At 58.4% G+C, this 23,023-nt stretch carries 26 protein-coding genes; 22 read left to right on the top strand and 4 right to left on the bottom strand.

Annotated elements, in window-relative coordinates:
* Nucleotides 1-218 precede the first annotated feature (218 nt).
* Nucleotides 219-1,151, bottom strand: a complete 933-nt coding sequence (locus RAC79_RS15290) for a LysR substrate-binding domain-containing protein (protein WP_307008442.1) — start codon at nucleotides 1,149-1,151, stop codon at nucleotides 219-221.
* 171 nt (nucleotides 1,152-1,322) lie between these two features.
* Between RAC79_RS15290 and RAC79_RS15285 the strand changes: the two genes are divergently transcribed.
* From RAC79_RS15285 to RAC79_RS15195, 19 genes are all read left to right on the top strand, one after another.
* Nucleotides 1,323-2,495 carry an alpha/beta hydrolase family protein gene (locus RAC79_RS15285; protein ID WP_374997207.1) on the top strand — a complete coding sequence of 391 codons (1,173 nt, stop codon included), beginning with the start codon at nucleotides 1,323-1,325 and terminating at the stop codon, nucleotides 2,493-2,495.
* Entirely contained in the window at nucleotides 2,492-3,157 is a 666-nt protein-coding gene (locus RAC79_RS15280) for an EthD domain-containing protein (protein ID WP_307008445.1), read from the top strand. The genes RAC79_RS15285 and RAC79_RS15280 overlap by 4 nt, the downstream gene beginning before the upstream one ends.
* 25 nt (nucleotides 3,158-3,182) lie before the next feature.
* Nucleotides 3,183-4,127, top strand: coding sequence for a VOC family protein (locus RAC79_RS15275; RefSeq protein WP_142187807.1), 945 nt, complete (start codon nucleotides 3,183-3,185; stop codon nucleotides 4,125-4,127).
* 4 nt (nucleotides 4,128-4,131) lie between these two features.
* Nucleotides 4,132-4,509 (top strand): Rieske (2Fe-2S) protein, encoded by a 378-nt coding sequence (locus tag RAC79_RS15270; RefSeq protein WP_374997206.1) that lies wholly within the window; start codon nucleotides 4,132-4,134, stop codon nucleotides 4,507-4,509.
* Nucleotides 4,506-5,636, top strand: coding sequence for an FAD-dependent oxidoreductase (locus RAC79_RS15265; protein ID WP_307008450.1), 1,131 nt, complete (start codon nucleotides 4,506-4,508; stop codon nucleotides 5,634-5,636). Before RAC79_RS15270 ends, RAC79_RS15265 begins: the two co-directional genes overlap by 4 nt.
* A 68-nt stretch (nucleotides 5,637-5,704) precedes the next feature.
* Nucleotides 5,705-6,823 carry an MFS transporter gene (locus tag RAC79_RS15260; protein WP_307008452.1) on the top strand — a complete coding sequence of 373 codons (1,119 nt, stop codon included), beginning with the start codon at nucleotides 5,705-5,707 and terminating at the stop codon, nucleotides 6,821-6,823.
* Complete coding sequence (locus RAC79_RS15255; protein ID WP_307008454.1) at nucleotides 6,820-7,407, top strand: cupin domain-containing protein; 588 nt, start codon at nucleotides 6,820-6,822, stop codon at nucleotides 7,405-7,407. Before RAC79_RS15260 ends, RAC79_RS15255 begins: the two co-directional genes overlap by 4 nt.
* Nucleotides 7,408-7,435: 28 nt before the next feature.
* Nucleotides 7,436-8,413, top strand: a complete 978-nt coding sequence (locus RAC79_RS15250) for a fumarylacetoacetate hydrolase family protein (protein ID WP_307008456.1) — start codon at nucleotides 7,436-7,438, stop codon at nucleotides 8,411-8,413.
* A complete protein-coding gene (locus RAC79_RS15245; protein ID WP_307008458.1) occupies nucleotides 8,413-9,336 on the top strand; it encodes an NAD-dependent epimerase/dehydratase family protein in 924 nt (307 codons plus the stop codon). Before RAC79_RS15250 ends, RAC79_RS15245 begins: the two co-directional genes overlap by 1 nt.
* A gap of 2 nt (nucleotides 9,337-9,338) precedes the next feature.
* Entirely contained in the window at nucleotides 9,339-10,118 is a 780-nt protein-coding gene (locus tag RAC79_RS15240) for a cyclase family protein (RefSeq protein ID WP_307008460.1), read from the top strand.
* Between the two features lie 76 nt (nucleotides 10,119-10,194).
* Nucleotides 10,195-10,908: a CoA transferase subunit A gene (locus RAC79_RS15235; protein ID WP_307008463.1), complete on the top strand. Its 714-nt coding sequence runs from the start codon at nucleotides 10,195-10,197 to the stop codon at nucleotides 10,906-10,908.
* Between the two features lies 1 nt (nucleotide 10,909).
* Complete coding sequence (locus RAC79_RS15230) at nucleotides 10,910-11,578, top strand: CoA transferase subunit B (RefSeq protein WP_374997205.1); 669 nt, start codon at nucleotides 10,910-10,912, stop codon at nucleotides 11,576-11,578.
* A gap of 672 nt (nucleotides 11,579-12,250) precedes the next feature.
* Nucleotides 12,251-13,624: an MFS transporter gene (locus tag RAC79_RS15225; protein ID WP_142187864.1), complete on the top strand. Its 1,374-nt coding sequence runs from the start codon at nucleotides 12,251-12,253 to the stop codon at nucleotides 13,622-13,624.
* A 57-nt stretch (nucleotides 13,625-13,681) separates the two neighbouring features.
* Nucleotides 13,682-14,125 carry a biotin/lipoyl-containing protein gene (locus RAC79_RS15220; RefSeq protein ID WP_307008468.1) on the top strand — a complete coding sequence of 148 codons (444 nt, stop codon included), beginning with the start codon at nucleotides 13,682-13,684 and terminating at the stop codon, nucleotides 14,123-14,125.
* A gap of 28 nt (nucleotides 14,126-14,153) precedes the next feature.
* The gene (accC, locus tag RAC79_RS15215) at nucleotides 14,154-15,509 is read left to right on the top strand and encodes an acetyl-CoA carboxylase biotin carboxylase subunit (protein WP_307008470.1); all 1,356 of its coding nucleotides are present in this window, start codon (nucleotides 14,154-14,156) and stop codon (nucleotides 15,507-15,509) included.
* Nucleotides 15,499-16,161: a 5-oxoprolinase subunit PxpB gene (gene pxpB / locus RAC79_RS15210; protein ID WP_307008472.1), complete on the top strand. Its 663-nt coding sequence runs from the start codon at nucleotides 15,499-15,501 to the stop codon at nucleotides 16,159-16,161. Before accC ends, pxpB begins: the two co-directional genes overlap by 11 nt.
* Nucleotides 16,158-17,132 (top strand): biotin-dependent carboxyltransferase family protein, encoded by a 975-nt coding sequence (locus tag RAC79_RS15205; RefSeq protein ID WP_307008474.1) that lies wholly within the window; start codon nucleotides 16,158-16,160, stop codon nucleotides 17,130-17,132. Before pxpB ends, RAC79_RS15205 begins: the two co-directional genes overlap by 4 nt.
* Nucleotides 17,132-17,566 carry a biotin/lipoyl-containing protein gene (locus RAC79_RS15200; protein WP_307008476.1) on the top strand — a complete coding sequence of 145 codons (435 nt, stop codon included), beginning with the start codon at nucleotides 17,132-17,134 and terminating at the stop codon, nucleotides 17,564-17,566. Before RAC79_RS15205 ends, RAC79_RS15200 begins: the two co-directional genes overlap by 1 nt.
* Entirely contained in the window at nucleotides 17,563-18,324 is a 762-nt protein-coding gene (locus tag RAC79_RS15195) for a LamB/YcsF family protein (protein ID WP_307008477.1), read from the top strand. The genes RAC79_RS15200 and RAC79_RS15195 overlap by 4 nt, the downstream gene beginning before the upstream one ends.
* Here the strand turns inward: RAC79_RS15195 and RAC79_RS15190 are convergent, their stop codons facing one another.
* The 3 genes from RAC79_RS15190 to RAC79_RS15180 form a co-directional block, all read right to left on the bottom strand.
* Nucleotides 18,325-19,227, bottom strand: a complete 903-nt coding sequence (locus RAC79_RS15190; protein ID WP_142187791.1) for a LysR family transcriptional regulator — start codon at nucleotides 19,225-19,227, stop codon at nucleotides 18,325-18,327.
* A gap of 78 nt (nucleotides 19,228-19,305) precedes the next feature.
* The gene (locus tag RAC79_RS15185) at nucleotides 19,306-19,956 is read right to left on the bottom strand and encodes an RraA family protein (RefSeq protein WP_142187790.1); all 651 of its coding nucleotides are present in this window, start codon (nucleotides 19,954-19,956) and stop codon (nucleotides 19,306-19,308) included.
* A gap of 37 nt (nucleotides 19,957-19,993) precedes the next feature.
* Nucleotides 19,994-21,199: a pyridoxal phosphate-dependent aminotransferase gene (locus RAC79_RS15180; protein WP_307008482.1), complete on the bottom strand. Its 1,206-nt coding sequence runs from the start codon at nucleotides 21,197-21,199 to the stop codon at nucleotides 19,994-19,996.
* 595 nt (nucleotides 21,200-21,794) lie between these two features.
* Here RAC79_RS15180 and RAC79_RS15175 point away from each other — a divergent pair.
* Genes RAC79_RS15175 through RAC79_RS15165 form a run of 3 tightly spaced genes read left to right on the top strand, consistent with a single transcriptional unit; the run spans nucleotide 21,795 to nucleotide 22,625 of the window.
* On the top strand, nucleotides 21,795-22,112 hold the full coding sequence (locus tag RAC79_RS15175; protein ID WP_307008484.1) for a hypothetical protein: 318 nt from the start codon (nucleotides 21,795-21,797) through the stop codon (nucleotides 22,110-22,112).
* Nucleotides 22,025-22,423 carry a DUF1254 domain-containing protein gene (locus RAC79_RS15170; protein ID WP_373426380.1) on the top strand — a complete coding sequence of 133 codons (399 nt, stop codon included), beginning with the start codon at nucleotides 22,025-22,027 and terminating at the stop codon, nucleotides 22,421-22,423. Before RAC79_RS15175 ends, RAC79_RS15170 begins: the two co-directional genes overlap by 88 nt.
* Nucleotides 22,350-22,625, top strand: coding sequence for a hypothetical protein (locus tag RAC79_RS15165; RefSeq protein ID WP_307008486.1), 276 nt, complete (start codon nucleotides 22,350-22,352; stop codon nucleotides 22,623-22,625). The genes RAC79_RS15170 and RAC79_RS15165 overlap by 74 nt, the downstream gene beginning before the upstream one ends.
* Nucleotides 22,626-23,023: the final 398 nt, after the last annotated feature.

Here is a 23,023-nt window from a genome sequence, read left to right as displayed (position 1 = left end):
AGCGATACGCTGTCAAACGCCACAAATGTCGCTTACCTCCTCACTCAAGCAGAAATTCTGGCTGGGCGGGCGCGTTAAAGTGTCGGTTGAAACAAGCAGAGCGTAGGCAGGCGCCTTTTATTTGCAAAGGTGATTTTCGCGATCTGAAATCATAGTTCGTAGTTATGGCACGGCGCGCGCTCAGTGCATGTCCGTCCTAACGCGTCACCGCGCGAGAATTACAGCGCGTTTTTGAGGACTTCGGTCGTGAGAGTGGATGCTGCCTCCTTCAGTTTCTCCCGAACCCAGGTTAAAGCCGGATCGCGTGAGCGATAGTTGTGCCATTGCACCGACTGTTCAAGGAGCGGGAGGTCCAGAGGCGGATCGACTATCGTGAGGCCGCCGGTCTTCACTATTTCTCTCGCGAGACTTCGTTGAACAAGGGCGAGGCGATCGCTTCCTCTGACCAGGACGGAAAGCGTGGAAAAAGCGAACGTCGATACGTCCACTCGGATAGCCAAGCCGACCTCGCGGCATACGCGTTCTGCGAAGCTTTCCCCGCCATTGGGCGGACGCATCACCACATGACGCGAGGTTTCGAACTGCTCCCGGGTCATTCTCGGTCCCGTTGCAAAACGGCTAGAGGAATCCGTAACGCAACAGATTTCATCGGCGAATAGTATATCCGTCGGATGGTGGGTGGAGCAGAAAACGGACGGTGCGATCAGAAGATCAGCTTCTCCCTTTTCCAGCAGCAGATGCGGAAAGTTCTGTTGCGGCTTGAAGTCGAATTGCAGGCCGGGAGCCTCCGCAGCGACGAGCGCCATGAAACGCGGGATCAGCGTGTGCAGCGAGTAGTCGGACACCACCATGCCGATCACGCGGCGTGAATCCGCGGGATTGAAGGATGGAGTCGAGACGACGGCGCTGTCGATACGCACGATGATGTCGCGCAAGGGCTGTTCGAGGGAAGCGGCTAGCGGCGATAGCTCCATCGTTCGCCCGACCTGGATTAGCAGCGGGTCGTCGAAATACTCCCTTAGACGCCCGAGCGCATTGCTCATCGCGGATTGGGTCATAAACATTTCATCCGCCGCGCGGCTGACGTTACGCAGTCGGATCAGGGTGTCGAGCGCCACCAGCAGGTTGAGATCTAGATTTTTGAAACGCATAGCTCCTCCGATATTCAGGATATCAATACCACGGATTGAAACAACCAATTTCTGAAACGCTTCGCTTTTCGCTAGAGCTCGACCTGGGAGGAGTAATCGACCGGCCATCGAGCCGCCGTCGTTTTCCGCCTGAACCGTCAGAGTGACTGACGAGAGCGTTGAGGAGGCATCGTGTTCAAATATTTCCCCACCAATTACGTCTGGAACCTGTCGGTCAATCTGTCTATCGAGATGGGCGCCCGCATCGGGGAGATTGAGGAAATGTGCGCCCCTCTCCAGGAGGCCGCGAAGGCACCTGATGCGGCCGGCGTCATGGCCTTTCGCCAGACCTGGGCGAGCATGGGCGACAAGCTCATTTCACTCGCCGAGGAAGACGAAGCCAAGGGACGAAAGATATCCGCCGGCGACAAGCTCATCCGCGCCGCAAATTATCTGCTGACGGCCGAGCGGCTGCAGGCGCATGGATCGGAAGGGCGTCTGGCACTTTACCGCCGTTTTCTCGACACGTTCGAAAAAGGTTTGCAACTGTCGGGCTCTTCCTGTCGTCGCGTCGAGATTCCTTATGAGGGAACGCATCTTTCGGCGCTCTATGTGCCGGCCGAGGACGCCAGCGGGCCACAGCCTTTGCTCGTCCAGGTCAACGGGCTCGACAGCACCAAGGAAATGAAATTTCTCGTCGGCCTTCCCCAATGGCTTGCCAAGCGCGGCGTCGCCTCACTGGTGGTCGACCAGCCTGGAACCGGCGAAGCACTCCGGCTGGAGGGCCTCACGGCCCGTTTTGATAGCGAGCATTGGGCGAGCCGTGTCGTGGACTGGCTGGAAACCCGGCCGGAGATCGATTCGAAGCGCATCGGGATGGAGGGCGTCTCTCTCGGAGGTTATTACTGCCCCCGTGCCGTGGCCTTCGAACCCCGTTTCGCCTGCGGCGTCGTGTGGGGCGCCAACCACGATTGGCGCGACGTGCAGAAAAAGCGCCTCGCCCGGGAAGGCAACTTTCCGGTACCGCATTACTGGGAGCATGTCCGCTGGGTCTGGGGTGCAAAGGACATGGACGACTTCATGCGCATTGCGGAATACGTGCATCTCGACGGCGTGCTCGACCGGATTCACGTCCCCTTCCTCGTCACCCATGGCGAGAAGGACAGTCAGATCCCCTTGCACTGGGCGCAAGCGACCTATGATCACTTGGTCAACAGCCCTAAGCGCGAGTTGAAAATCTTCGATGCCCGCACCGGCGGCGTTCAGCATTCGAGTTTCGACAATTCCGCCAATGCAGGCGCTTATATTGCCGACTGGGTGGCGGAGGTTCTCGGCGGACGCACGGTGTTTGTGGAGGCACCATGACCATCAAGCTCATGATGTTCGGACGACGTTCTCCCGGTCAGACTCTAGCCGAACATCGCCATCACATGAAAGACGTCCATGGCCGGATCGTACTCGACTACATTGCCGACGATCCGCGAAATGCGCCGCGCAAATATGCGCAGAATCACGGGCTGGACGGGGTCTTCGCCGCCGATGACGCCGCCCCCGCTCCTCTGCGGCTGGGACTGGATTTCGTGACTCAGCTCTGGTTCGATGATCTCGGATCGGTAAAGGCGTCGCGGGAAACGCCGTTCTACCAAGAGCGCCTACGTCCCGACGAACCACGTTTCGTCGATAACGCAAATGTCGTCGGGCAGCCCTTCTCGGAAGAGCGCGTGCTGGAGCCGGCGTCCTCGTCGATCGATGTCAAATTGTTTGTCGTCAGGCCCGCAGGCGCGATGGCATTCGATCTTGATGATCGCATCGCTTCGAGCGGAGTCGCCTATTCCGGCTACTGTCGTAACACGCCTCTCGTGCCGGGACCGATTGCCTTCGTCGACGAATTCTGGACGCGCGACGAAGCGGAGGCGGCGCGACTTCTCCATCATTGCCGCCAGGCGCTCGGAACGGGCGAGAAAGAAGGCGGACGTTCGGCCGCCTATCTCATCGCCCGCGAATACAAATTATTTGCCGGCCGCTGAGGCGCCGGTCCAAGGGAGGATCATCATGAACATCATCGGACCCGACCATCTCGTGTTCGGCGTCGATAACGTCGCCGCCGCCACAGAATATCTACGTGATTTCGGCCTGCAGCCCGTTAATGTCGATGAGACCGGAGGACTGTTTGCCGCGCTCGACGGAACCGGAATCGTCATCCGGCATAAATCCGACCCGTCGCTACCCACGCCGCTTCCGACTGCCAATCTTCTGCGCCAGCAAGTTTATGGCGTACGTTCGGCTGATGACCTCGATGCGATCGAAGCGGAGCTTTCCAAGGACCGGCGTGTCACCCGACTTGCCGACGGTTCCATCGAGACCCGCGACGCGCTTGGCTTCGAGCTTAAATTTCAGGTGACGATCCGGCGGGAGCTCAACATGCCGGCGGAGAAGATCAATGCGCCAGGCGCTCCCGCCCAACGCAAGCCGAACGAGATCGGTGTCTGGGAAGAAATGCCCGCAGCACCACGGACGCTCAGCCATGTCGTCCTCTTCGTGCCTGACCTCGATATCGCCGTGGATTTCTACTGCAACCGGCTCGGTTTCGTGATCACCGATACGCTGAAAGGCGCCGGACCATTCCTCAGGCCCAAAGCCAATGACGATCATCACACGTTGTTCTTCATCCGCACGCCGGAATATATGAAGGGGTGCGAACACCTGGCCTTCCATATGGGCGGCCCGACCGAACTGATGGTTGCCGGTACCCGCTTCGTCAAAAAGGGCTATCAAAGCTTCTGGGGGCCGGGGCGCCATAAGTTCGGCTCGAACTGGTTCTGGTATTTCAACAGTCCGCTCGGCTGTCATGTCGAATATGACGCCGACATGGACAAGCACGACGACAACTGGGTGGCGCGCGAAGCGCCGATGGGTGCGGAGGCATCGCAGATCGTGCTGTTCGAAATGCGGGAGAAATGGATGCCCGGAGGCCCGCCTCCCGGCTTGAAGGCTTGATCCGATGACGGCGCTAGACTGGCATCAGGTGGGTCTCTGTCGCACAGCGGACATCGGCGAGGGTGAAGCGCGAGGCTTCGGTCCGGTGGGAGGATATCGCCGGAAGATCATTGTTCTTCGCAAAGAGGGACGACTTCACGCCTGGCTAGACGCCTGCCCGCATTACCCGCAGGGCACGCCGATGGCCTGGCGATCCAACGCCTATCTGAATGGCGACGGCACGCATATCGCCTGCCATTCGCATGGGGCGCTGTTCGACATGGAAACGGGAGAATGCGTCTTGGGTCCCTGCCTGGGGCAGGGGCTGACGCGGGTGGAGTTGACGGTCACCGAGGAGGGCGAGGTTTTCGCCGCTCTGGCCGAGGAGGAGAAAGCAATATGAATGCAGGCATCGACAAAGCCTTGATCATCGGCGGCGGCTTCGCCGGAATGACGGCAGCAGCGCGACTGGCGCGCCAGGGCGTCGAGGTCGATCTTCTCGAGATCGATCCCGGCTGGCGATCCTATGGAGCGGGGATCAGCCTGCATGGCTCGACATTGCGCGTGTTAAACGAACTCGGCCTTCTTCATCGCTTCATGGAGGAAGGATTTGCGTCTGACGGCGTCCAGATTCGTGGTCCCGACGATCGCATCCTGGTAACTTTACCGACACCGCGCGTTGCCGGTCCCGACGTTCCTGGCGGAGGTGGCATCATGCGTCCGGCCCTCGCCAAAATCCTGCAGGAGGAGGTTGTCGCCGCAGGTGTCAACGTCCGGCTCGGTGCGACATTTTCGACGATCGAGGATCGGGAAGACGGCGTCTGGGTCGATATCGGGGATGGCTCTCCCAAGCGCTATGACCTCGCCATCGGCGCCGATGGTCTTTATTCCCGCATTCGCGCCACGCTGTTTCCGGAAGCCCCTAAGCCGCGCTTCATTGGCCAGTCTGTCTGGCGCGCGGTGCTGCCGCGGTCGGCGGAGATCACCACGGTCACCATGTGGCTTGGCCCGAAGCTCAAGGTCGGTATCAACGGTGTGTCAACCGACAAGGCCTACCTCTTCCTGACCGAGGACAAGGAAGTCAACGACTTTGTGGCGCCGGACACGTTTGTGGAAACGCTTCGCGCGCTTCTGCGGCAGTTTCCCTCGCCGATCATCCAAAGCGTCGCCGATCAACTGTCCGAGGAAAATCAGGTTATTTATCGGCCACTCGAACAAATGCTGATGCCGCGTCCATGGCGGAAAGGACGCGTCGCACTTATTGGCGATGCTGTTCACGCGACCACGCCGCATCTGGCGGCAGGAGCTTGTATCGGTATCGAAGATGCCATGGTGCTGGCGCAGGAAATAGGACGTGCCGCAACCGTTGAAGCAGCGCTGGCGGCCTTCGAGACCCGGCGCTGGGAGCGGTGTCGGATGGTGGTCGAGAATTCCGCACGCCTAGCCGACATCGAGATCCATGGCGGCAGCCGGGACGAACACGCCGCAATCATGGGCCAGTCCATGAAAACGCTCGCCGAAGTCATCTGAGCGGGCGGAACGGCAATGGGTGGCGAGGGGCCGAGCGAACATTGTCCCTCTGCTTGGGAGGATTATAAATGACGGAACAAAAAAATGGCATGGGCGGAACGGCAGCCCTGGTTGTCGCGCATTGCGCGGGCATGCTCGATCTCACGGCTTTGCCGGTTTGGGTCGGGGCGCTAGTCGAACGGTTCGAATTCAGCCCGCAACAGGCCGGTGGTATCGTGACCTTGTTCCTCCTTGGGGCGGTGGCAGCGAGTCTGTTCGTTGCACCGCGTCTCAACCGGATCAATCAAAAGCTCGCCTCGACCGCCGGTTACGGTATCGCCGCGCTCGCCTTTTTCGCCGCATCGACGCAGAGCGGCCTCACGACGTTGGCTGCGCTCCATCTGGTCGCGGGCCTTTCGGTCGGCACGGGGCTGTCAATGGTCCACGGCGCAATAGGCAAATCGGCAAATCCCCATCGCCTCTTCGCGGTGGCGGGCATCGCCATCGGCCTTCTCGGGATAGTCCTGCTGGGCGTCCTGCCGCAGCTATTGATCGACTTTGGCCGCCATATTCTCTTTCAGGTCTTTGGCTTCTTCATGGCTGTCGCCTGTCTGTTCTGCGCTTTGCTGTTCGTCAACCCCGAGCGTGGTGAGGCCCACGGCTCAGCGCCCTTCGGTCGCGCGATCTGGTTCACCATTTTCGGCATCAGCGTAATGACCTTCAACCAGGCTATGGTCTTCTCCTTCGTGGAAGTGATCGGCAAGCTCAGGGGCTTTTCCACCGAGGGCGTGCTGGGCGTGCTGATTGCCCTCGGCATTGTCAATTTCGTCTTTCCCTCGCCGCTGGCAGCAATCCTGCAGAAACGGTTGGCCGCCGAGACCGTGGTCCAGATCGGGCCCGCGGTGCAGGCTGTCTTCGCAGTCATCGTGACGAGCGCCACGGCCTTTTCGCTGTGGGCGCCGGTCGCCGCCTTCTTCGTCGCGATCCAGATCTTCACCCACACCTTCGCCTTCGGTCTGCTCGCCCGTCTCGATCGGACGGGCAGGGCCGTGGCTGCCACACCGGCGATGCTGATGATCGGCGCGGCGCTCGGCCCGATCGTGGGCGGCGCCCTCGGCCAGAACTTCGGCTTTGGCGCCCTCGGGGCAGCGGGGGTGGCCGTCGCCATCCTGTCGATCGGCTTCTTCACCAAAGCGAGGCTCGCATGACGAAGTTTCCCGCGATCACCCGGGTGGTGACCGGCCATGACAACGCGGGCCGTTCATTCGTGGCCCATGTCGGTCCCCTGCCGACCGTTGTGGAGCTGGACGCCATTCCCGGCACGTTGTTTCACGAGGTGTGGGCTACGTCAGGTGCGCCGGTTCTCGTTGAAAATGGCGCGGATCCCACCATCGGCCCGCTTGTGCTGCCGCCCCCAACGCGCGGCACCCGTTTTCGCTTCGTCGATATTCCCCCCGACACTGAAGAATTTCTGGCCCACGGCGCGTCGAAAATGGGCGCGGCGTTCTCGGAAATAGGCGATGAAGCCGCATCGACGGTTACGGAACTGTCGCCGCATCCGCTGATGCACCGGACCCAATCCATCGACTACGGCGTGGTGATCGAAGGTGAAATGACGCTGGTGCTCGACAAGGGCGAGGCGCTTCTGAAGCCAGGTTCGGTTGTCATCCAGCGCGGCACGAATCATGCTTGGGCCAATCGCTCCGGTCGGATGTGCCGCATGTTGTTCGTTTTGATCGATGGTCTCTACGCGCCTCAGATCGCCGACACGCTTTCCGGTTCCGGTCACTGATCGGAGCCAACATCCTTTGGAGGTTGAAATGAAGCTTGTGACTTACAAAGATGGTAGCCGTGAAGGCCAGCTATGGGTGGTCTCGAAAGATCTGTCGGTCGCCGCGCCGGCGGTCGGAATTTCTTCGACAATGCTGGAAGCGGTCGAGAACTGGGACGCCGTTGCACCGCGCCTCGAGGCGCTTGCCGAGCGCCTGAATGCCGGCGAGGAAGCCTTCGCCACGCGTTTTGAGCCGGAACGTTGCATGGCGCCTCTACCGCGCGCGCCACAATGGCTCGACGCGTCCGCCTTTCTCAACCACGGCCGGTTGATGGACAAGGCGTTCAACAGTCCCGCCAATCCAGATTTCGAGGCCATTCCCCTGGTCTATCAGGGAGCAAGCGACGACATGCGCGGTCCTCTCGATGACGTCGAGTTCGCTGACGACAGCCTGTCGATCGACATGGAGGGCGAATTCGGTGTGATCGTGTCGGAGGTGTCGATGGGCTCAAGTGCGGAACAAGCCGTCTCGCATATCCGCCTTCTGGTGCAGATCAATGACTGGTCGCTCCGCAAGCTTGGTCCGCGTGAGATGCGCGCAGGTTTCGGCTGGCTGCAAGCTAAGCCCTCCACGGCCTTCGCTCCACTTGCGGTCACACCCGACGAAATTGCCCCCTTTTGGGAAGATGCGCGGGTGAAAATGCCGCTGCATGTGGCGATTAACGGCCGCGAGGTCGGACGTGCGAATGGAGCGGAGATGCATTTTTCTTTCGGGGACATCATCGCACATTGCGCCCGTACCCGAAAGCTGACAGCGGGCTCGATCATTGGATCTGGTACGGTATCGAACGCCGATCGAGCCGCCGGCTCGTCCTGCATTTCAGAAATCCGCGTGATCGAACTTCTCGATCAGGGGGCGTCCATTACGCCATTCCTTACCTGGGGAGACCGTGTCCGGATGGAGGCAAGACTTCCCGATGGCTCCTCTCCGTTCGGCGCAATTGATCAACGGGTGGTGAGGGCCTGATGCGGGTTCTGGTAACAGGCGCCGGCGGTTTCCTCGGGAGTGGCCTCGCCCGCCGCTTGGCCGCAACGGTACCGCGATTGAGTCGGCTAACTCTGACCGACCGGCATTTCAACGCTGCTGATCATGACCTCGCTGGTGCGGATCTGAAGCCAGGCGACCTGACTGACGCGGGTTTCCTCTATACGCTCCTGGAGCCAGGTTTCGATGTCGTTTTCCATCTCGCAAGCCTTCCGGGCGCCCAGGCGGAGGCCGAGCCTGAGTATGGCCGAAAGATCAACCTGACCTTGCCTATGGATCTTGCTTGGCAAACGGCGGCGCGTCAGCCTGGAGCGCGCTTTGTCTTCGCGTCCTCAATCGGCGTGTACGGCGCTGTCGCTGCTGAGATTATATCGGAGGCGACGCCGACCTCGCCGGGACTATCCTATGGCTCCCATAAGCTGATGACGGAGATCCTTCTGTCCGATCTCACCCGGCGAGGAGAGTTATCGGCAGTCAGCCTGCGCTTTCCAGGGCTCGTGGCGCGCCCACCGGCCGAAAGCGGACATGGCTCCGCATTCATGAGCCAGATTTTTCACAAAATTTGTGCGGGCGAGGACTTCTCAAGCCCGGTTCCGCCGTCGGCGCGGTGCTGGTGGATGTCCCGTGCTGCGGCGGTGGAAACGCTTCTGCAAGCCTCCGACCTTCAATCTGGTGCGCCGACCATGCTGTTGGCTCCCGCGCTCCGAGCCTCGATGGCGGAAATGGTTCAGGCCATCGCTGCTGTCGTGGGGCGTCCCGCGTCGATCCAATGGGGCAAAGACACTCGGCTGACCCATCTGTTCGGGGCGATGCCTGACATTGACGCTTCTCTGGCGCGGGGCCTCGGCATTGCTGGAGACGCCGATCTTCCATCGCTGGCCCGCGCGGCCCTATCTGGAGACTAACCATGAAAATCGTTGATCTGTCCGTGGCCATCGATAACGATACCCCCGCGGACCCGCCTGGGCTCGGGCCGAAAATCGTCTATTCCGATCATGAAGCCGGAGCGGGAGAGGTGATGCGCTTCTTCCCGGGGCTCGACCGGGAGGACCTGCCGGGAGCGGAAGGTTGGGCGGTGGAACAATTGACGCTGACGGCGCACGCGGGTACGCATCTCGACGCGCCCTGGCACTTCGCCTCTACCATGAATGGTGGTGAGCGCGCCTGGACTATCGACGAAGTTCCACTTGATTGGTGCATCCGGCCCGGCGTCAAGCTCGATCTTCGTCATCTGCCGGATGGTCATGTCGTCACCGTCGACGAAATCCGCGCCGCCGTCCAAGCAACGGGCGCTCCCCTGAAAGCCTTTGACATCGTTATCGTCAACACCTCCGCCGGCGAAGCCTACGGGCGGCCGGACTATATCGGACGGGGTTGCGGCATCGGCCGTGAAGCGACCCTCTGGCTCTTGTCGCAAGGCGTACATATCACCGGTACCGACGCCTGGTCTTGGGATGCACCGTTTCCGATCACCGCCAAGCGCTTCGCTGCCACCGGAAACGCCCGTCTGATCTGGGAAGGCCATAAAGCAGGGCGAGAGGGCGTGTTTCTGCACATGGAAAAGCTAACTTGTCTCGATCAACTGCCGGCGCGTGGCTTCACAATCTCGTGCCTGCCGGTCAAGATTCGTGGCGGCTCGGCCGGATGGTGCCGGGCGGTGGCAATGTTGACCGAAAGCGAACGCTGATGATCAGCCTGAAGCGTTGTAGCCAGATCCTGTCTTCTGGGCGCGTCCCCTGGGCGCGACCTTTATGGAGGAGAACATGAAGAAGATATGCACCAATGCAACAGAAGCTCTGGCCGGCGAACTACACGACGGAGTGACAATAATGTCCGGGGGCTTTGGGCTATGCGGCATACCGGTCACACTAATTGAGGCTGTCCGCCTCTCGGGTGCCAGGGACCTCACGATTATTTCGAATAATGCCGGGGTCGACGGCTACGGTTTGGGGATCCTCCTTGAAACGCGGCAGGTACGGAAGATGATCTCCTCCTACGTTGGCGAGAACAAGCTCTTTGCCCAGCAGTATCTAGCTGGGGAACTCGAGATCGAGTTCAACCCACAAGGAACCCTTGCCGAAAGAATTCGCGCTGGCGGTGCGGGAATCCCAGCTTTTTATACGAAAACAGGTGTAGGCACTCTGGTCGCGGAGGGGAAGGAGTGCCGACGTTTTGGCGACGACGATTACATTTTGGAGACCGGGCTTGTGGCTGACGTCGCCCTGATCCACGCATGGAAGTCGGATCACGAGGGCAATTTGATTTACCGCAAAACAGCCCGCAACTTCAATCCGGTGATGGCGACTGCGGCCCGCATGACAGTTGCAGAGGTGGAGCATTTGGTGCCCGACGGCAGCTTGGACCCAGACGCTGTCCATACCTCGGGTATTTTCGTGAACAAGATCGTTCATGTGTTGGATTTAGAGAAGCAGATCGAGCAGCGCACAGTGCGTTCCCGCGAGATGGAGATTCGTTGACATGTCCTGGACACGTGATCAGATGGCAGCGCGGGCCGCGAAAGAACTGCAAGATGGCTTCTATGCTAACCTCGGCATCGGCATTCCCACATTGGTGGCCAATTTCATTCCCGACGGACTGGAGGTCACCCTTCAGAGCGAAAACGGCATGCTGGGCATGGGGCCTTTTCCTATTGAGGGAGAGGAAGATGCAGACCTCATCAATGCCGGCAAGCAAACCATTACGGCTCTGCCAAAGACAAGCTTTTTTTCCTCAGCCGATAGCTTCGCCATGATCAGAGGGGGACATATTGACCTTTCGATCCTGGGTGCGATGCAAGTGTCTCAAAGTGGCGATCTCGCCAACTGGATGATTCCCGGCAAAATGGTGAAAGGCATGGGTGGAGCAATGGACCTAGTTGCTGGGGTCAAGCGTGTTGTCGTCGTCATGGAACATGAAGCAAAGGGAAAGTCTAAGCTTCTCAAGGAATGCACCCTGCCGCTGACGGGCCGCCGGGTTATCGATCTCGTCATCACTGACCTCGCCGTTTTCGAAGTCGCGAGGAAGGGGCGGCCTAAGATGACGCTCGTGGAGATTGCCGACGGGGTCACCCTCGCGGAAATCAGAAGCAAGACCGAGGCAGAGTTCGATATCCATTTACGAAGGGACAGGGCAGCGCCACGCATCTAGCCTTCGCGCGTTGGATAACGCCCGTCGGCAACCTCAGGATGGCACACTTGCGAACCTCGCTGCCCGTAACCTTGGGGCAACTGCTATCGTCATCGCGTTGGATCGAACCGGCGTCGTCTCCGCTCTCTGGACAGGTCAGTCCGGCAGAGGAGGGACAGAACGCAGTGCGCGAGGTTGCAAAAAATGTTCGATTGCCGGACGCAGCCAACCGCGAGCCGGATGCCACGATCGCTGCCGTACTCTTGCTGAAACTGAACAGACGCTCAGCGCATCGCTTGACGGGATGACCGGGAGTTCTCGGCTTGTGCCGAGTGGGTGTCGGCCATTAAGCACAATCTGCGCCCTGCACATACGTTTTCGGTCACGAAATGCGTCAGCACCTTGTAATAGCGGTGCGGTATAAAAGAAGACTGTGATCGACTTTTTGCGCGAACGGCGATCGCTGCAAGTGCTAAACCATGTCCTGACGATTATGCCTATCGATACATTGATCTTACCATTAAGAGAACGAGTGCGACGTATTCGAACACTCGAACAGTAGACTTCTGCCGCCAACAAAAGAAGCGCAGGAACATTCCGAAAAGCGATATTTCGAGATGCGTTAATATCGCTTTTTCTTGCGATTGGGTTTTGTCATTCTTTGCCCATAAAGATCAATTGGGGAACAAGGCAATGAAAACCGCGACAGTCTCGCAACGCTTGGACAGGCTGCCAATTCTACCCTTCCATAAGAGAATTCTTATGCTCGTCGGGGCGGGCCTCTTCTTTGACGCCTTCGACATCTATCTCGCGAACTCTGTACTAGGTGCCCTACTTCAGGATGGATGGTCGACGGTCGACAAGAACGCCGCGTTTCTTTCGGCCACCGCATTCGGCATGCTCTTAGGCTCTGTCATGGCCGGCATCCTCGGCGACCGTTACGGTCGGAAGTTTACCTACCAGTTCAATCTTCTGGTCTTTGGCCTTTCGTCGATTGCCTGCGCGTTCATGCCGACGATGGAATGGCTTATCGTCGCCCGCTTTGTAACCGGTATCGGCTTAGGGGCGGAGCTTGTGATCGGTTACGGGCTGTTGAGCGAATTCGTACCGCCGAGCCATCGCGGTCGCTGGGCTGCGTTGCTATCCTGTATCGCGCAGTTCGGCCTGTTTGCTGCGACGTTGACTAGCTGGATCGTCATTCCATCACTGGGTTGGCGTGCAATGTTCATTATTGCGGGCATTGGTGGTCTCATCGTCTTCATCGCACGCAAGAATATTCCCGAGTCTCCACGTTGGTTGGAACGGAACGGAAAGCAGGCGGAAGCCGATGCGATCGTCACCAAGATCGAATCCGAAACAAATGTCGGAACACTTGCTCCTATCGCTCTTTCTCAGCAACCAGCGTTGATGGGCAGGATCAACCCTCTCGCTGCCCGTTTCCACAAGCCGCTTGCGATCGGCGCCGTGACTCAGATCGTTCAAAGCGCAGCTATCTACGGCTTCATCGCCCTCCTGCCAACCTTTCTCGCGAAACAAGGCATTCCGATTAACAAGTCGCTCGGTCAGTCCGTTCTCATGACCTTTGGCGGCCCTGCAGGTGCGCTCGCCGCCTACTTCTTGACGGACCGCATTGGTCGCAAGCCCGCGATCATCGGAGCTTCGATCCTTGGTGCCATCATCGGTCCTTGCTTCGCCCTGGTCCAATCGCAGGAAATCGCCACCGCGCTCGGTTTTTTGATGTTCGGTTTGGTCTACTTCCTGGTCTCTGTCGTTCAGGCCGGCTATCTGCCGGAGCTGTTTCCAACAGAGGTTCGCATGCGTCTCACGAGCTGGGCAGTTACAGCGGGCCGCCTAACGTCGATCGGCATTCCGTTTGTGTCGGTCTATCTGGTCCAGGCTGGTGGCCTCGTGGCGGTCGTAGGCACGGTAGCGGCGCTTCTTGTCGTGCAGGCCTTGATGATCGCAACGCTTGCTGTGGAAACCAACCGTAAGAGCCTCGAGGAGATCGATGCCGATACGCTGGATGGTTCGTCCGCGGAGACTGCTGCCCAACGGAAAGCTATCTAAGAAGGATTCAAATAAAGGCGCTGTGACACTCACAGCGCCTGTTTGACAGGGATTGAAATGAACGTCGAACAGATCAGAGGCCTAATCAAGGCGGTGGACGAAGCCTCCGTTTCGGAATTGGAATATACCGAGGGAAGCGTTCACCTAAAAATTGTGAAGGAATCAAGTTCCTATTCAAGCGGAGACGCGTCGGAAAAGAGTTACGCGACTGCGGTCGCTCAAGAGGAAGAATCTGCTCCGCCGAACACCCTTGGTCGCGGCAAAAATAATCTGGTGGAAGCGCCGCTGCCCGGGATATTCTATCGCTCTGCAAGTCCCGGGGAACCGCCTTTCGTGAAAGTAGGGGATAAGGTTACACAGGGTCAGACATTGGCGCTAATCGAGGCAATGAAGATGTTGACGCCCGTAAAGGCTGCTGAAGACGGCGTAGTTACTGCTGTTCTTGTGGAAGACGGTGTATCAGTTGAAGCTGGTGCCGCATCGTTCGAAATCGCATCGTGACCGCTTTGCGGTTTAGGGAACGTGGCTGATGCTGAAGAGAGTTCTTATCGCGAACCGGGGTGAAATAGCCGTTCGTATTCAACGCGCGTGCCGGGTTCTGGGGATCGAGTCCGTACAAATTTTCTCCGATGCGGATCGCGATGCGCCCTATGTGCAAAAAGCAACTTCAAGCCTCTGCATCGGGCCGGCGCCGGCAAAGGATAGCTATCTCAACATAGGGAAAATTCTACAGGCCGCCGAACTCATGGGGGCAGATGCTATCCATCCCGGCTACGGGTTCCTTTCGGAGAACGCGGCCTTTTCGAAAGCCGTGGAGGAGGCTGGTCTGGCCTTCATCGGCCCCAAAGCTACTTCGATCGAAACCATGGGCGATAAGATCGCGGCCAAGCAAGCGATGAAGGCCGCAGGTGTCCCTTGCGTCCCCGGCGGCGACCAAGCACTGCCGGATGATATTATCCATTGTGCTCACATGGCAGATGAGATCGGTTATCCGGTCATAATCAAGGCAGCTGGTGGCGGCGGTGGACGCGGCATGCGGATCGTCCGATCCGCTGACGAGCTCGCTGAAGCCATCGTCACCACGCGAGAAGAAGCGGGACGCGCATTCGGCAATCCCGCCGTCTATATGGAGAAATTTCTCCAGGCCCCGCGCCATGTGGAAATTCAGGTGCTGGCGGATAATCACGGCAATGCTGTCTGGCTTGGTGAGCGCGACTGTTCATTGCAGCGCCGTCACCAGAAAGTCGTCGAAGAAGCTCCCGCGCCCGGGATTTCACGCAATTTGATTGGCGAAGTGGGCGAGCAATGCGCAGCCGCCTGCCGCAGCATAGGCTATTCCGGGGCGGGAACCTTTGAGTTCCTTTACGAAAACAAAGCTTTCTACTTTATCGAGATGAACACCCGCGTTCAGGTCGAGCATCCTGTAACGGAAGCCGTCACGGGTATCGATATAGTCGGCTGGCAACTTCGTATCGCCGGTGGCGAGCGCCTCGGCTTCGAGCAAAAGGACATCGTTCGGCAGGGGCATGCGATCGAATGCAGGATCAATGCGGAAGATCCCTACACTTTCCACCCCAGTCCCGGCCGTATCCAGCGGTGGAATGCGCCGGGCGGTCCAGGCATCCGTGTCGACACCCATGTGGAAAGCGGTTACGTCGTGCCGCCGCATTACGATAGCATGATCGGCAAGGTCATTGCCCATGGTGAAACTCGTGGCGAGGCAATTGCGCGCATGAAGGCAGCACTCGGGGAGGCCGTCCTTGACGGGATCACGTGCAACATCCCGCTGCATCGCGAGATAATGACGAACCCGGATTTCGTCGCCGGCAATGTCGGTATCCACCACCTCGAACATTGGCTGGAGACGCGCCACCATGACGATTGAGCCCCTTAAGCTGAGCTGGATGGGCGAGCAGGCCATTCTCTGCGACACTGGACACGCAGCTATTGATCTCAAATTGCAGGAAAGGTTTTGGGCGCTTGCCGAGCAACTGAAAACCCGCGCTTTCGTGCGGGAAGTCGTGCCCGGCATGAACAACCTACTCGTCATGATCGATCCAGCCGCTATTGGTGGGGCTGAGGCGTTGAATGAGATCGAGACCTGCTGGAACGGGCTTCGTGTGTATAGCGTCGCTGGTCGGGAGATCGAGGTGCCAGTACATTACGGCGGGCAACATGGGATCGACCTTGTCCATGTCGCCGAGGTAGCCGGACTTTCCCCGGAAGATTATGTCCGCCGGCACAGCGAAGGCCGCTATACAGTGTTCAATCTCGGCAGCCAACCGGGTTTCGGCTATTTGGCGGGCCTCGATCCGTCGCTCGCCGTGCCGCGCCGCAACGTGCCGCGGACGCGGGTGGAAGCAGGGTCAGTCGTGATCGGCGGCGCGCAGGCGGGGGTCATTTCCAAGACGTCGCCTTCCGGTTGGCACATCATCGGCAAGACGGATCTTAGATTTTTCGATCCTGTCGCTTCGTCCCCGGCGCTGCTGGCACCGGGTGACGTCATCCGTTTTTGCATTGAGAGTTTGGAACCATGATTGAGATCGTCGCACCCGGGCCGCTCGCGACGGTCCAAGACCTTGGTCGCCATGGCTATTATGATATCGGCGTCGGCTTTTGTGGCGCCATGGATCCGCTCGCGCTCATCATCGCCAATAGGCTTGTCGACAATGACGACGGAGCGGCTTCGATCGAATTCACGATCGGCTCGTTCGAAATTCGCTTCGAGCAGGATACCATCTTCGCTTTGGCCGGCGCCGATTGTGCGGTAAAGCTGGACAGTGTCGAAATTCCACCCTTCTGGTCTGCTCACGCCAAGGCGGGACAGGTCCTTAAGGCAACCGCTCCACGGCACGGCATGCGAACCTATCTCGCGATCGCCGGCGGACTTGCCGTTGAGCAGGTTCTCGGCTCCCGCAGCACTGATATGAAGGGGGGCTTCGGTGGTTTTTGCGGACGTGCCCTTCGAGCTGGAGACCGGCTCCCGCTCGCGACGCCGGATACCTCGCCGATCGCTTCGGATTTCGGTCTCGATCCGCGCGCGCTCTCCTCCTTCTACGAAGCTGGCTATCCTGACGACGTTTCCGTGCGCTTTCTTGCTGCAGCCGAATACTCGTCCTTCGAGGACACGGCGCTCGATTTGTTTCGAGACGAGGCCTGGACTATCCAACCGGATAGCAACCGTATCGGTTATCGTCTGGCTGGACCGGTCTTGGACCTGAAAGCCAAGCTGGAACTGCGCTCACACGGCATAATGCCTGGTACGATCCAGGTGCCACCGTCGGGCCAACCCGTCATCCAGTTAAGTGATGCCAATACCTGCGGCGGATACCCGAAGATCGGCGTTGCCATCACGGCTGATCTATGGCGCTTGGGTCAGGCAAGGCTGGGCGGCAAGCTACGCTTTGTCGAGGTCTCCCGCCAGGAGGCAATCGCGGCACTGGGCGACCAGAACGCGTGCATGGCTGAGGTGTTTTCACAAGTCGGCAAGAGCAGGAAGGCATTGTGATGGCTAAAGGCAAGGAATTTAAGTCGCTTCATAATGCCGAGCTTGTTTCACTTGCTCGCTATGCGTCAGAACACGGCGTCTCAGAGTTGGAGTGGTGCGATGGTGAGGCGAGGATATTGCTGAAGCTCAAGCCTGGCCGCAGCAAGTTTAGAGCCGCTTCCACTATCGAGGCTCAACCCGAGCAGCCCCGCCCGGAAGCAGTCCGAGCTCCGAGTTTCGGCGAATTTCACCAGCCGGAAAACCTGTTGATAGACGATGGAACGGTGGTGAATGCGGGGCAGATTCTGGCCTTTGTGCGGCTCGGACCAGTTATGAAGGCCGTTCGCGCCCCACGGCGCGGAACTTTAAAAAGCTGCGGATACCGCGAGAAGGCACTGGTCGGTTACGGCGACGTGGTTTTTCAGATCACTCCACAACAAGGTAGTGCGCGATGAAGATCGATATCAATTCCGACCTCGGCGAAGGTTTCGGCATCTACAGTGCTGCCGACGACGAGAGCATTCTGTCTCTGGTGTCCTCCGCCAATGTGGCTTGTGGCTATCACGCTGGCGATCCGGTGGTCATGGACCGCACCGTGCAGTTGGCGCTAAAGAACAATGTCGATGTCGGCGCACACGTTGGCTATCCTGATCGACAGGGATTTGGCCGCCGACATATGGCGTTCTCGCCGCGCGAGCTTGAATTGATGACGCTTTATCAGCTCGGCGCGTTGACAGCCGTCGCGGATGCCGCCGGGCATCGGCTGACCCACGCGAACTTCCACGGCGCGCTCGGCAATCTTTCCTTCGTGGATGCCGATGTCGCCGATGCGTTGCTCAAAGCCGTCCGGGCCTTCAATCGCGACCTCATTTTCGTGGCCCTGCCGAATACGGAAGCGGAAAGGGCAGCGCGAAACCACGGATTGAACGTTGTAAGTTCTTTCTTGGCCGATCGGGCCTATGACGAACGTGGCCTGCTGGTCTCTCGTGGAAAGCAGGGTTCAATCGTAAAAGACCCGGTGAAGATCCGCGAGCGGATCATCCGCCTGTTACAGGATGGGACGGTGGTGACCGTGGATGGGCAGGAGATCAAGATGTCTGTCCAGTCAATCCTCGTCCACAGCGATACGCCGGGCGCCGTACAGCTTGGTGAGACCATACGTTCAGCCGTTCTTGAAGCGGGTGCCGAGATCGTCTCCCTGTCCCGGCTTTGACTATGCTGGCAGGAAGAAGGTTCCGAAATTGCAGCACCGCTCGGCAAAACCGGCAACTGATTTCTTGAAGTCCGAGCTACGGTCTATTCGATATAGGACGGCATACCGCACGTGCGGCAGCCTGGTCTTCATCGGCAGGCGTCGCAAGAGGCCGTCTTTGACAAGCTTTGCCGTGACTGGTACCGGCAGGTAACTCACCCCAAGGCCGGACACGGTAAAGCCAATCTGTGCCACGAGACTTTCACAGTGAATGGTCTTCGAGGGCGCGACCTCATGACTCGACAGCCAACGGCCGTACACAAGTCCGGTACCTGATCTACTGCCCTGGACAAGCATGGTAAAATTGACCAGCTCAGTCATGGAAAGCTCTTCTTCCCCTTTATAGAGGCTCGGAGCGGCCATCCATGCGTTTTCGACCGCCTTGAGAGGCACGGCGACGCAGCGAGAGTCGTTGAAAACGTCTGGAATGACAATCATATCGATCGTGTCGTCCATCAACCGATCGAACAGCGTGGCACTGAGCTCGACTTCGGGCTCGATGCTGACGCGCGGGTATTCGGTCTTGATCATACCAACAAGGCCGGGAAGCCATGTCATCGCCGTGAGCTCGGTCACGCCAATGCGGAAACGCCTCAGGAGGACCTGACTGGAACTCACTCGTTCGACGAATTGATCGCGCTCTTCCAGGAGACGCTTGGCGTAATCGAGTACTTCGCCGCCCTTTTCCGTCAACCTGGCGGTACGCTTGGTACGGTCGAAAATCTCGACGTTGAACTGTTGCTCGAGTTCCTGAACCCTCTTCGAGACGGCGGATTGCGTCGTATTGAGTTTCGCGGCGGCGGCTGCGAAGCTCCCGAGATCGGCTATCCAGTAAATTGCCTCAAGCTGTTTGAAGGTAATCAAGCGAGCTGCGCCCCAAGTTTCTTTTGCAAGAGATTCTACACACCTTCACGCATTAGCAAACTCCCGCAACTGGCAAAATCACGGTGATCCTGGCGCTCCGTAAGCGCCGGTATAAGTTCCTTGGCGAATGCTGCGCAGGATGTCTTCTTCTTTTTGCTCCTGCGCATGGACCGCCTTCAGTAGTTCGATAGCAACGGCCTGCGGAAAGGCAACAATGCCGTCCTCGTCACCCACGACAATATCTCCCGGTTCGATCACAAAGCCGCCGATCGCGACCGGTACGTTAATCTCGCCTGGGCCGTTTTTGTAAGGCCCTCGATGGATGGCGGCGCGGGCAAACACCGGAAATTCCGATTTCGCCAATGCTCCAGCATCGCGGATCGCGCCGTCGATCACCATGCCGGCCGCGCCTCGTGTTTGCGCAATCGTTGCCATGATCTCGCCGATCAGAGCACGGTTGGTTTCGCCGTCACCATCTACGACGACGACATCGCCAGGACGAGCAAGATCAAGCGCCTTGTGAATCAGAAGGTTGTCGCCTGCCGCGACACGAACCGTCAAAGCAGTTCCGGCCATCGTGCCATTGACCTTATGGAAAGGCCGAACACCGATGGCGCCCGGAAGTCGAGCCAGGTTGTCGCTTATAATTGCAGTCGAGGACTTGGCATAGGCCGAGATGAGTTCGGCGTCTGCCTGCGGAGCGCTTGGGAGTATACGGTTTCCGATCATCGAAATTCTTTCTGGATTGAGTGCGACACGATGCTACTCAGCGAAGAGCCTTGACCGCTTCCACAATTGCGTGACTTCCGGACTCGACGGCCTGCATGGAGGCTGCGAAGGAAAGCCGAAGATAGGGGGAAACACCGTAGGCTGACCCGTCTAGGACGGCGACCTTGGCCTGCTCCAGAAGATAGAGGGAGACGTCAAGATCGGTGTGCAATTCCTTACCGTCAGGCGTGTTCTTACCAATCAAGTTGGTGACGGAGATGAAAAGATAGAAGGCTCCCGAAGGCGCGCGGGGCGACAGGCCTGGAGCATCCGACAGGATCTCGACCATTCGGTCGCGACGGCGACGATACATTTCAGCTGCCTCACGCACGCAAGCCTGATCGCCCTTCAGCGCCGCGACAGCGGCGGCTTGACTGATCGAGCTTGCGCACGTCGTACTCTGGCTCAACATCTTTACGACCACCTCGATCAGCGCCTTTGGGCCAGCCGCGTAGCCGACACGCCATCCTGTCATGGCGTAGGCTTTGGACATGCCGTTGATGATGATTGCTCGGTCAAAGAGTGACGGTACGATTTCTATGAGGCTCGGCGCGCGTTCATCATTATAGGAAAGATACTCGTAGATCTCATCCGTCATCACCCAGACGTCGGGATGGCGCCCCAGCACCTCGCCCAGAGCCGAAAGCTCATCACGGGAATAGATGGCGCCGGACGGATTGTTCGGTGTGTTGAGAACGAGCCAACGGGTTTTTTCGGTAATTGCCGCTTCAAGCGCAGTTGGTGTTAGCTTGAAATCTACCTCTTCGCCACAAATCACGACCACGGGCTTACCGCCATGCAGGGTCGCCAAATCGGGGTAGGACACCCAGTAGGGTGCGGGCACAATCACTTCGTCGCCTTCGTTCAGCGTCGCTGAAAAGACCTCGAAGATCAATTGTTTGGCACCGCAGCCGACAGCAATATTCTCGGGCTCGGCTGCCAACCCTTTTTCCCGATTGATATGGGCGGCAATGGCGGCGCGGAGCGCTGGCGTTCCCGCAGACGGAGTATAGTGGGTGTCCCCTGCTTTCATCGCAGCAAATGCAGCCTCGACAATATGATTAGGGGTTGGAATATCCGGTTCGCCAATCGTGAGGTCTACGATCTTGTGTCCTTGCACCTGCAGATCCGAGACCATTTTCTTGGCCGCGATACTGGCCGAAGGTTTTAGCGCAATCGCCCGATTTGATATTTGAAGAGACATTCCGTTCGCCTTGGCTGTCGATGTCTCAAAAAGCTAAGGGGTAAGCAAGTTCAAGAAAAGCGATTAATAGTTATGAAAATTCTTTCCCAAAAGGAATGCAACGGTGACCGATGCGAGATTCAGTAGTTGGGCGGGGGTATGGGATGATCCACCATACCATCGAACTGAACAATGTTCCACTCATGGGGAACGGACGGGATGGTCAATGCAGCAATTGGCGGCGAGTTTCTCACATGCGCGCTGTGCCTCGGTAGCGACGTGTCGAGGCTTGCTCGCCCTCAAGCCTCGCATCTGTTGCCATCGATTCACAAGATACCTCAGGAGCTGCGGCGATCTCTCCGATTCGTCTCTTCTAAGCCACGCAGGTGATCTCTATAACTGTCTTGCCTCTTGCAAGCCGGCGCATCAGCTGGGGGAGTTTCAGATGCGGAAGTGCAACATGCCCAATGCCGCTCGCCCTGCTTCCGATGCTGGACGACATCAAGCAGGCGGTGGCTCGCAAACCACTGCTTGGGGGAACGCCCAGCTGTAGTGGCTATCCTCAAAGGCGACGAAGAGGCGCTTCACGCTGCGGGCGAGGCTGGCATTCTCGATCTTGTCGCTGCTGCGACAGATGGAAAATCGACCGAAGAGATCGTTAAAACGTGCATCCCTGATCGAAAAAGGTCAGCATCCACAGTTCAATGTTGCCTATATCGACGCTGTCTACCAGCCGATGAAGGAACAGCTGACCCTTGTGGAAGCAAATGGCTTCGACAACTTGATCTGCAGCGGCAGTCCGCTTCTTGTCTCGAGGGAGGTGTCAGTGCCGATCTTCGGTATTGGATCAGAACGCGTGATCGGAAGCTACGCCCGCACCAACAACGGTGGGCGGCCTGCCCAAACCAGGATGTTACTTACGGCGCTGGCATAGCTGCGCTCGATCAGGCGCCCGTCGTTGTGAAGGTTCCTGACTTCGGCGATCGATTCTGGGTCTACCAGATCGCTGACTTGCGAACCGACAGTTCCGCGCAAATCGGAACCATGTACGGCTCGAAGCCCGGCCACTATCTCCTCGTCGGCCCGAACTGGAAGGGTGACGTCCCAAAAAGGCATAACGCAGGTATTTCGTGCGAAGACGAATACCGCTTGCGTCGTGCCGCGTGTATTCTTGGACGGCACTGCCGGCGACCGTTCTTCGATCCAGCCGCTCTCCCAGTTCAACGGAGAGATGAAAGAACATGAGTGGACTTCCCTTCCAACCCTCGACTCTCCGAAATCTGAATGTGGCGATGCTGGAACCAAATGGGTGTTCTTCGAAACGATATTCCAGCAAATGCCGCAGGTCATCAAGGACGCGCCGCCTCTGCCGGCAGAAGAAGCGCGCTACGCTCAAATCCAGGCCGTGCTCGTCGCAGCCGGGCGGGATCCGATGCTGATGGAATAGAAGAAGGAGGGCGGACAAAATACGTTCCCTGAAGAGATGCACAGATTGCCGTGCGAATCTTCATTGTGATCGAGCACAATCCCGGCGTGCTCAAACCTTGGACACCAGAGAAAACTGCCTTCATGGTGTTTGCGGCTATTGGCGGTCTCATTACCGAATGGGCGTTGTGGAAAGGGAGAATTCACGCTTCCCGATGACCGCGGGCTGTTTATCAAAACGTTGCTGAGCGGACTTCAGCGAATAGCTGCCTCGAAAACTCAAGTTCGTCGTGAAGTCCCGATTTTCAATCCGTGCTTGACCGGCGCGGTCTAGGGAGATGTCTGGACAATAGTTTACAAACGTATCGTATGTATGTATCATGCCGGTGACTGTCGCAGAGATGCCCGCGACCTGGTGTG

The organism is Agrobacterium sp. LR_9, assembly GCF_041954855.1.
GTDB lineage: Bacteria > Pseudomonadota > Alphaproteobacteria > Rhizobiales > Rhizobiaceae > Agrobacterium > Agrobacterium leguminum.
Note: the sequence above shows the minus strand (reverse complement) of the source record. Positions and strands in the feature narration are given on the sequence as shown.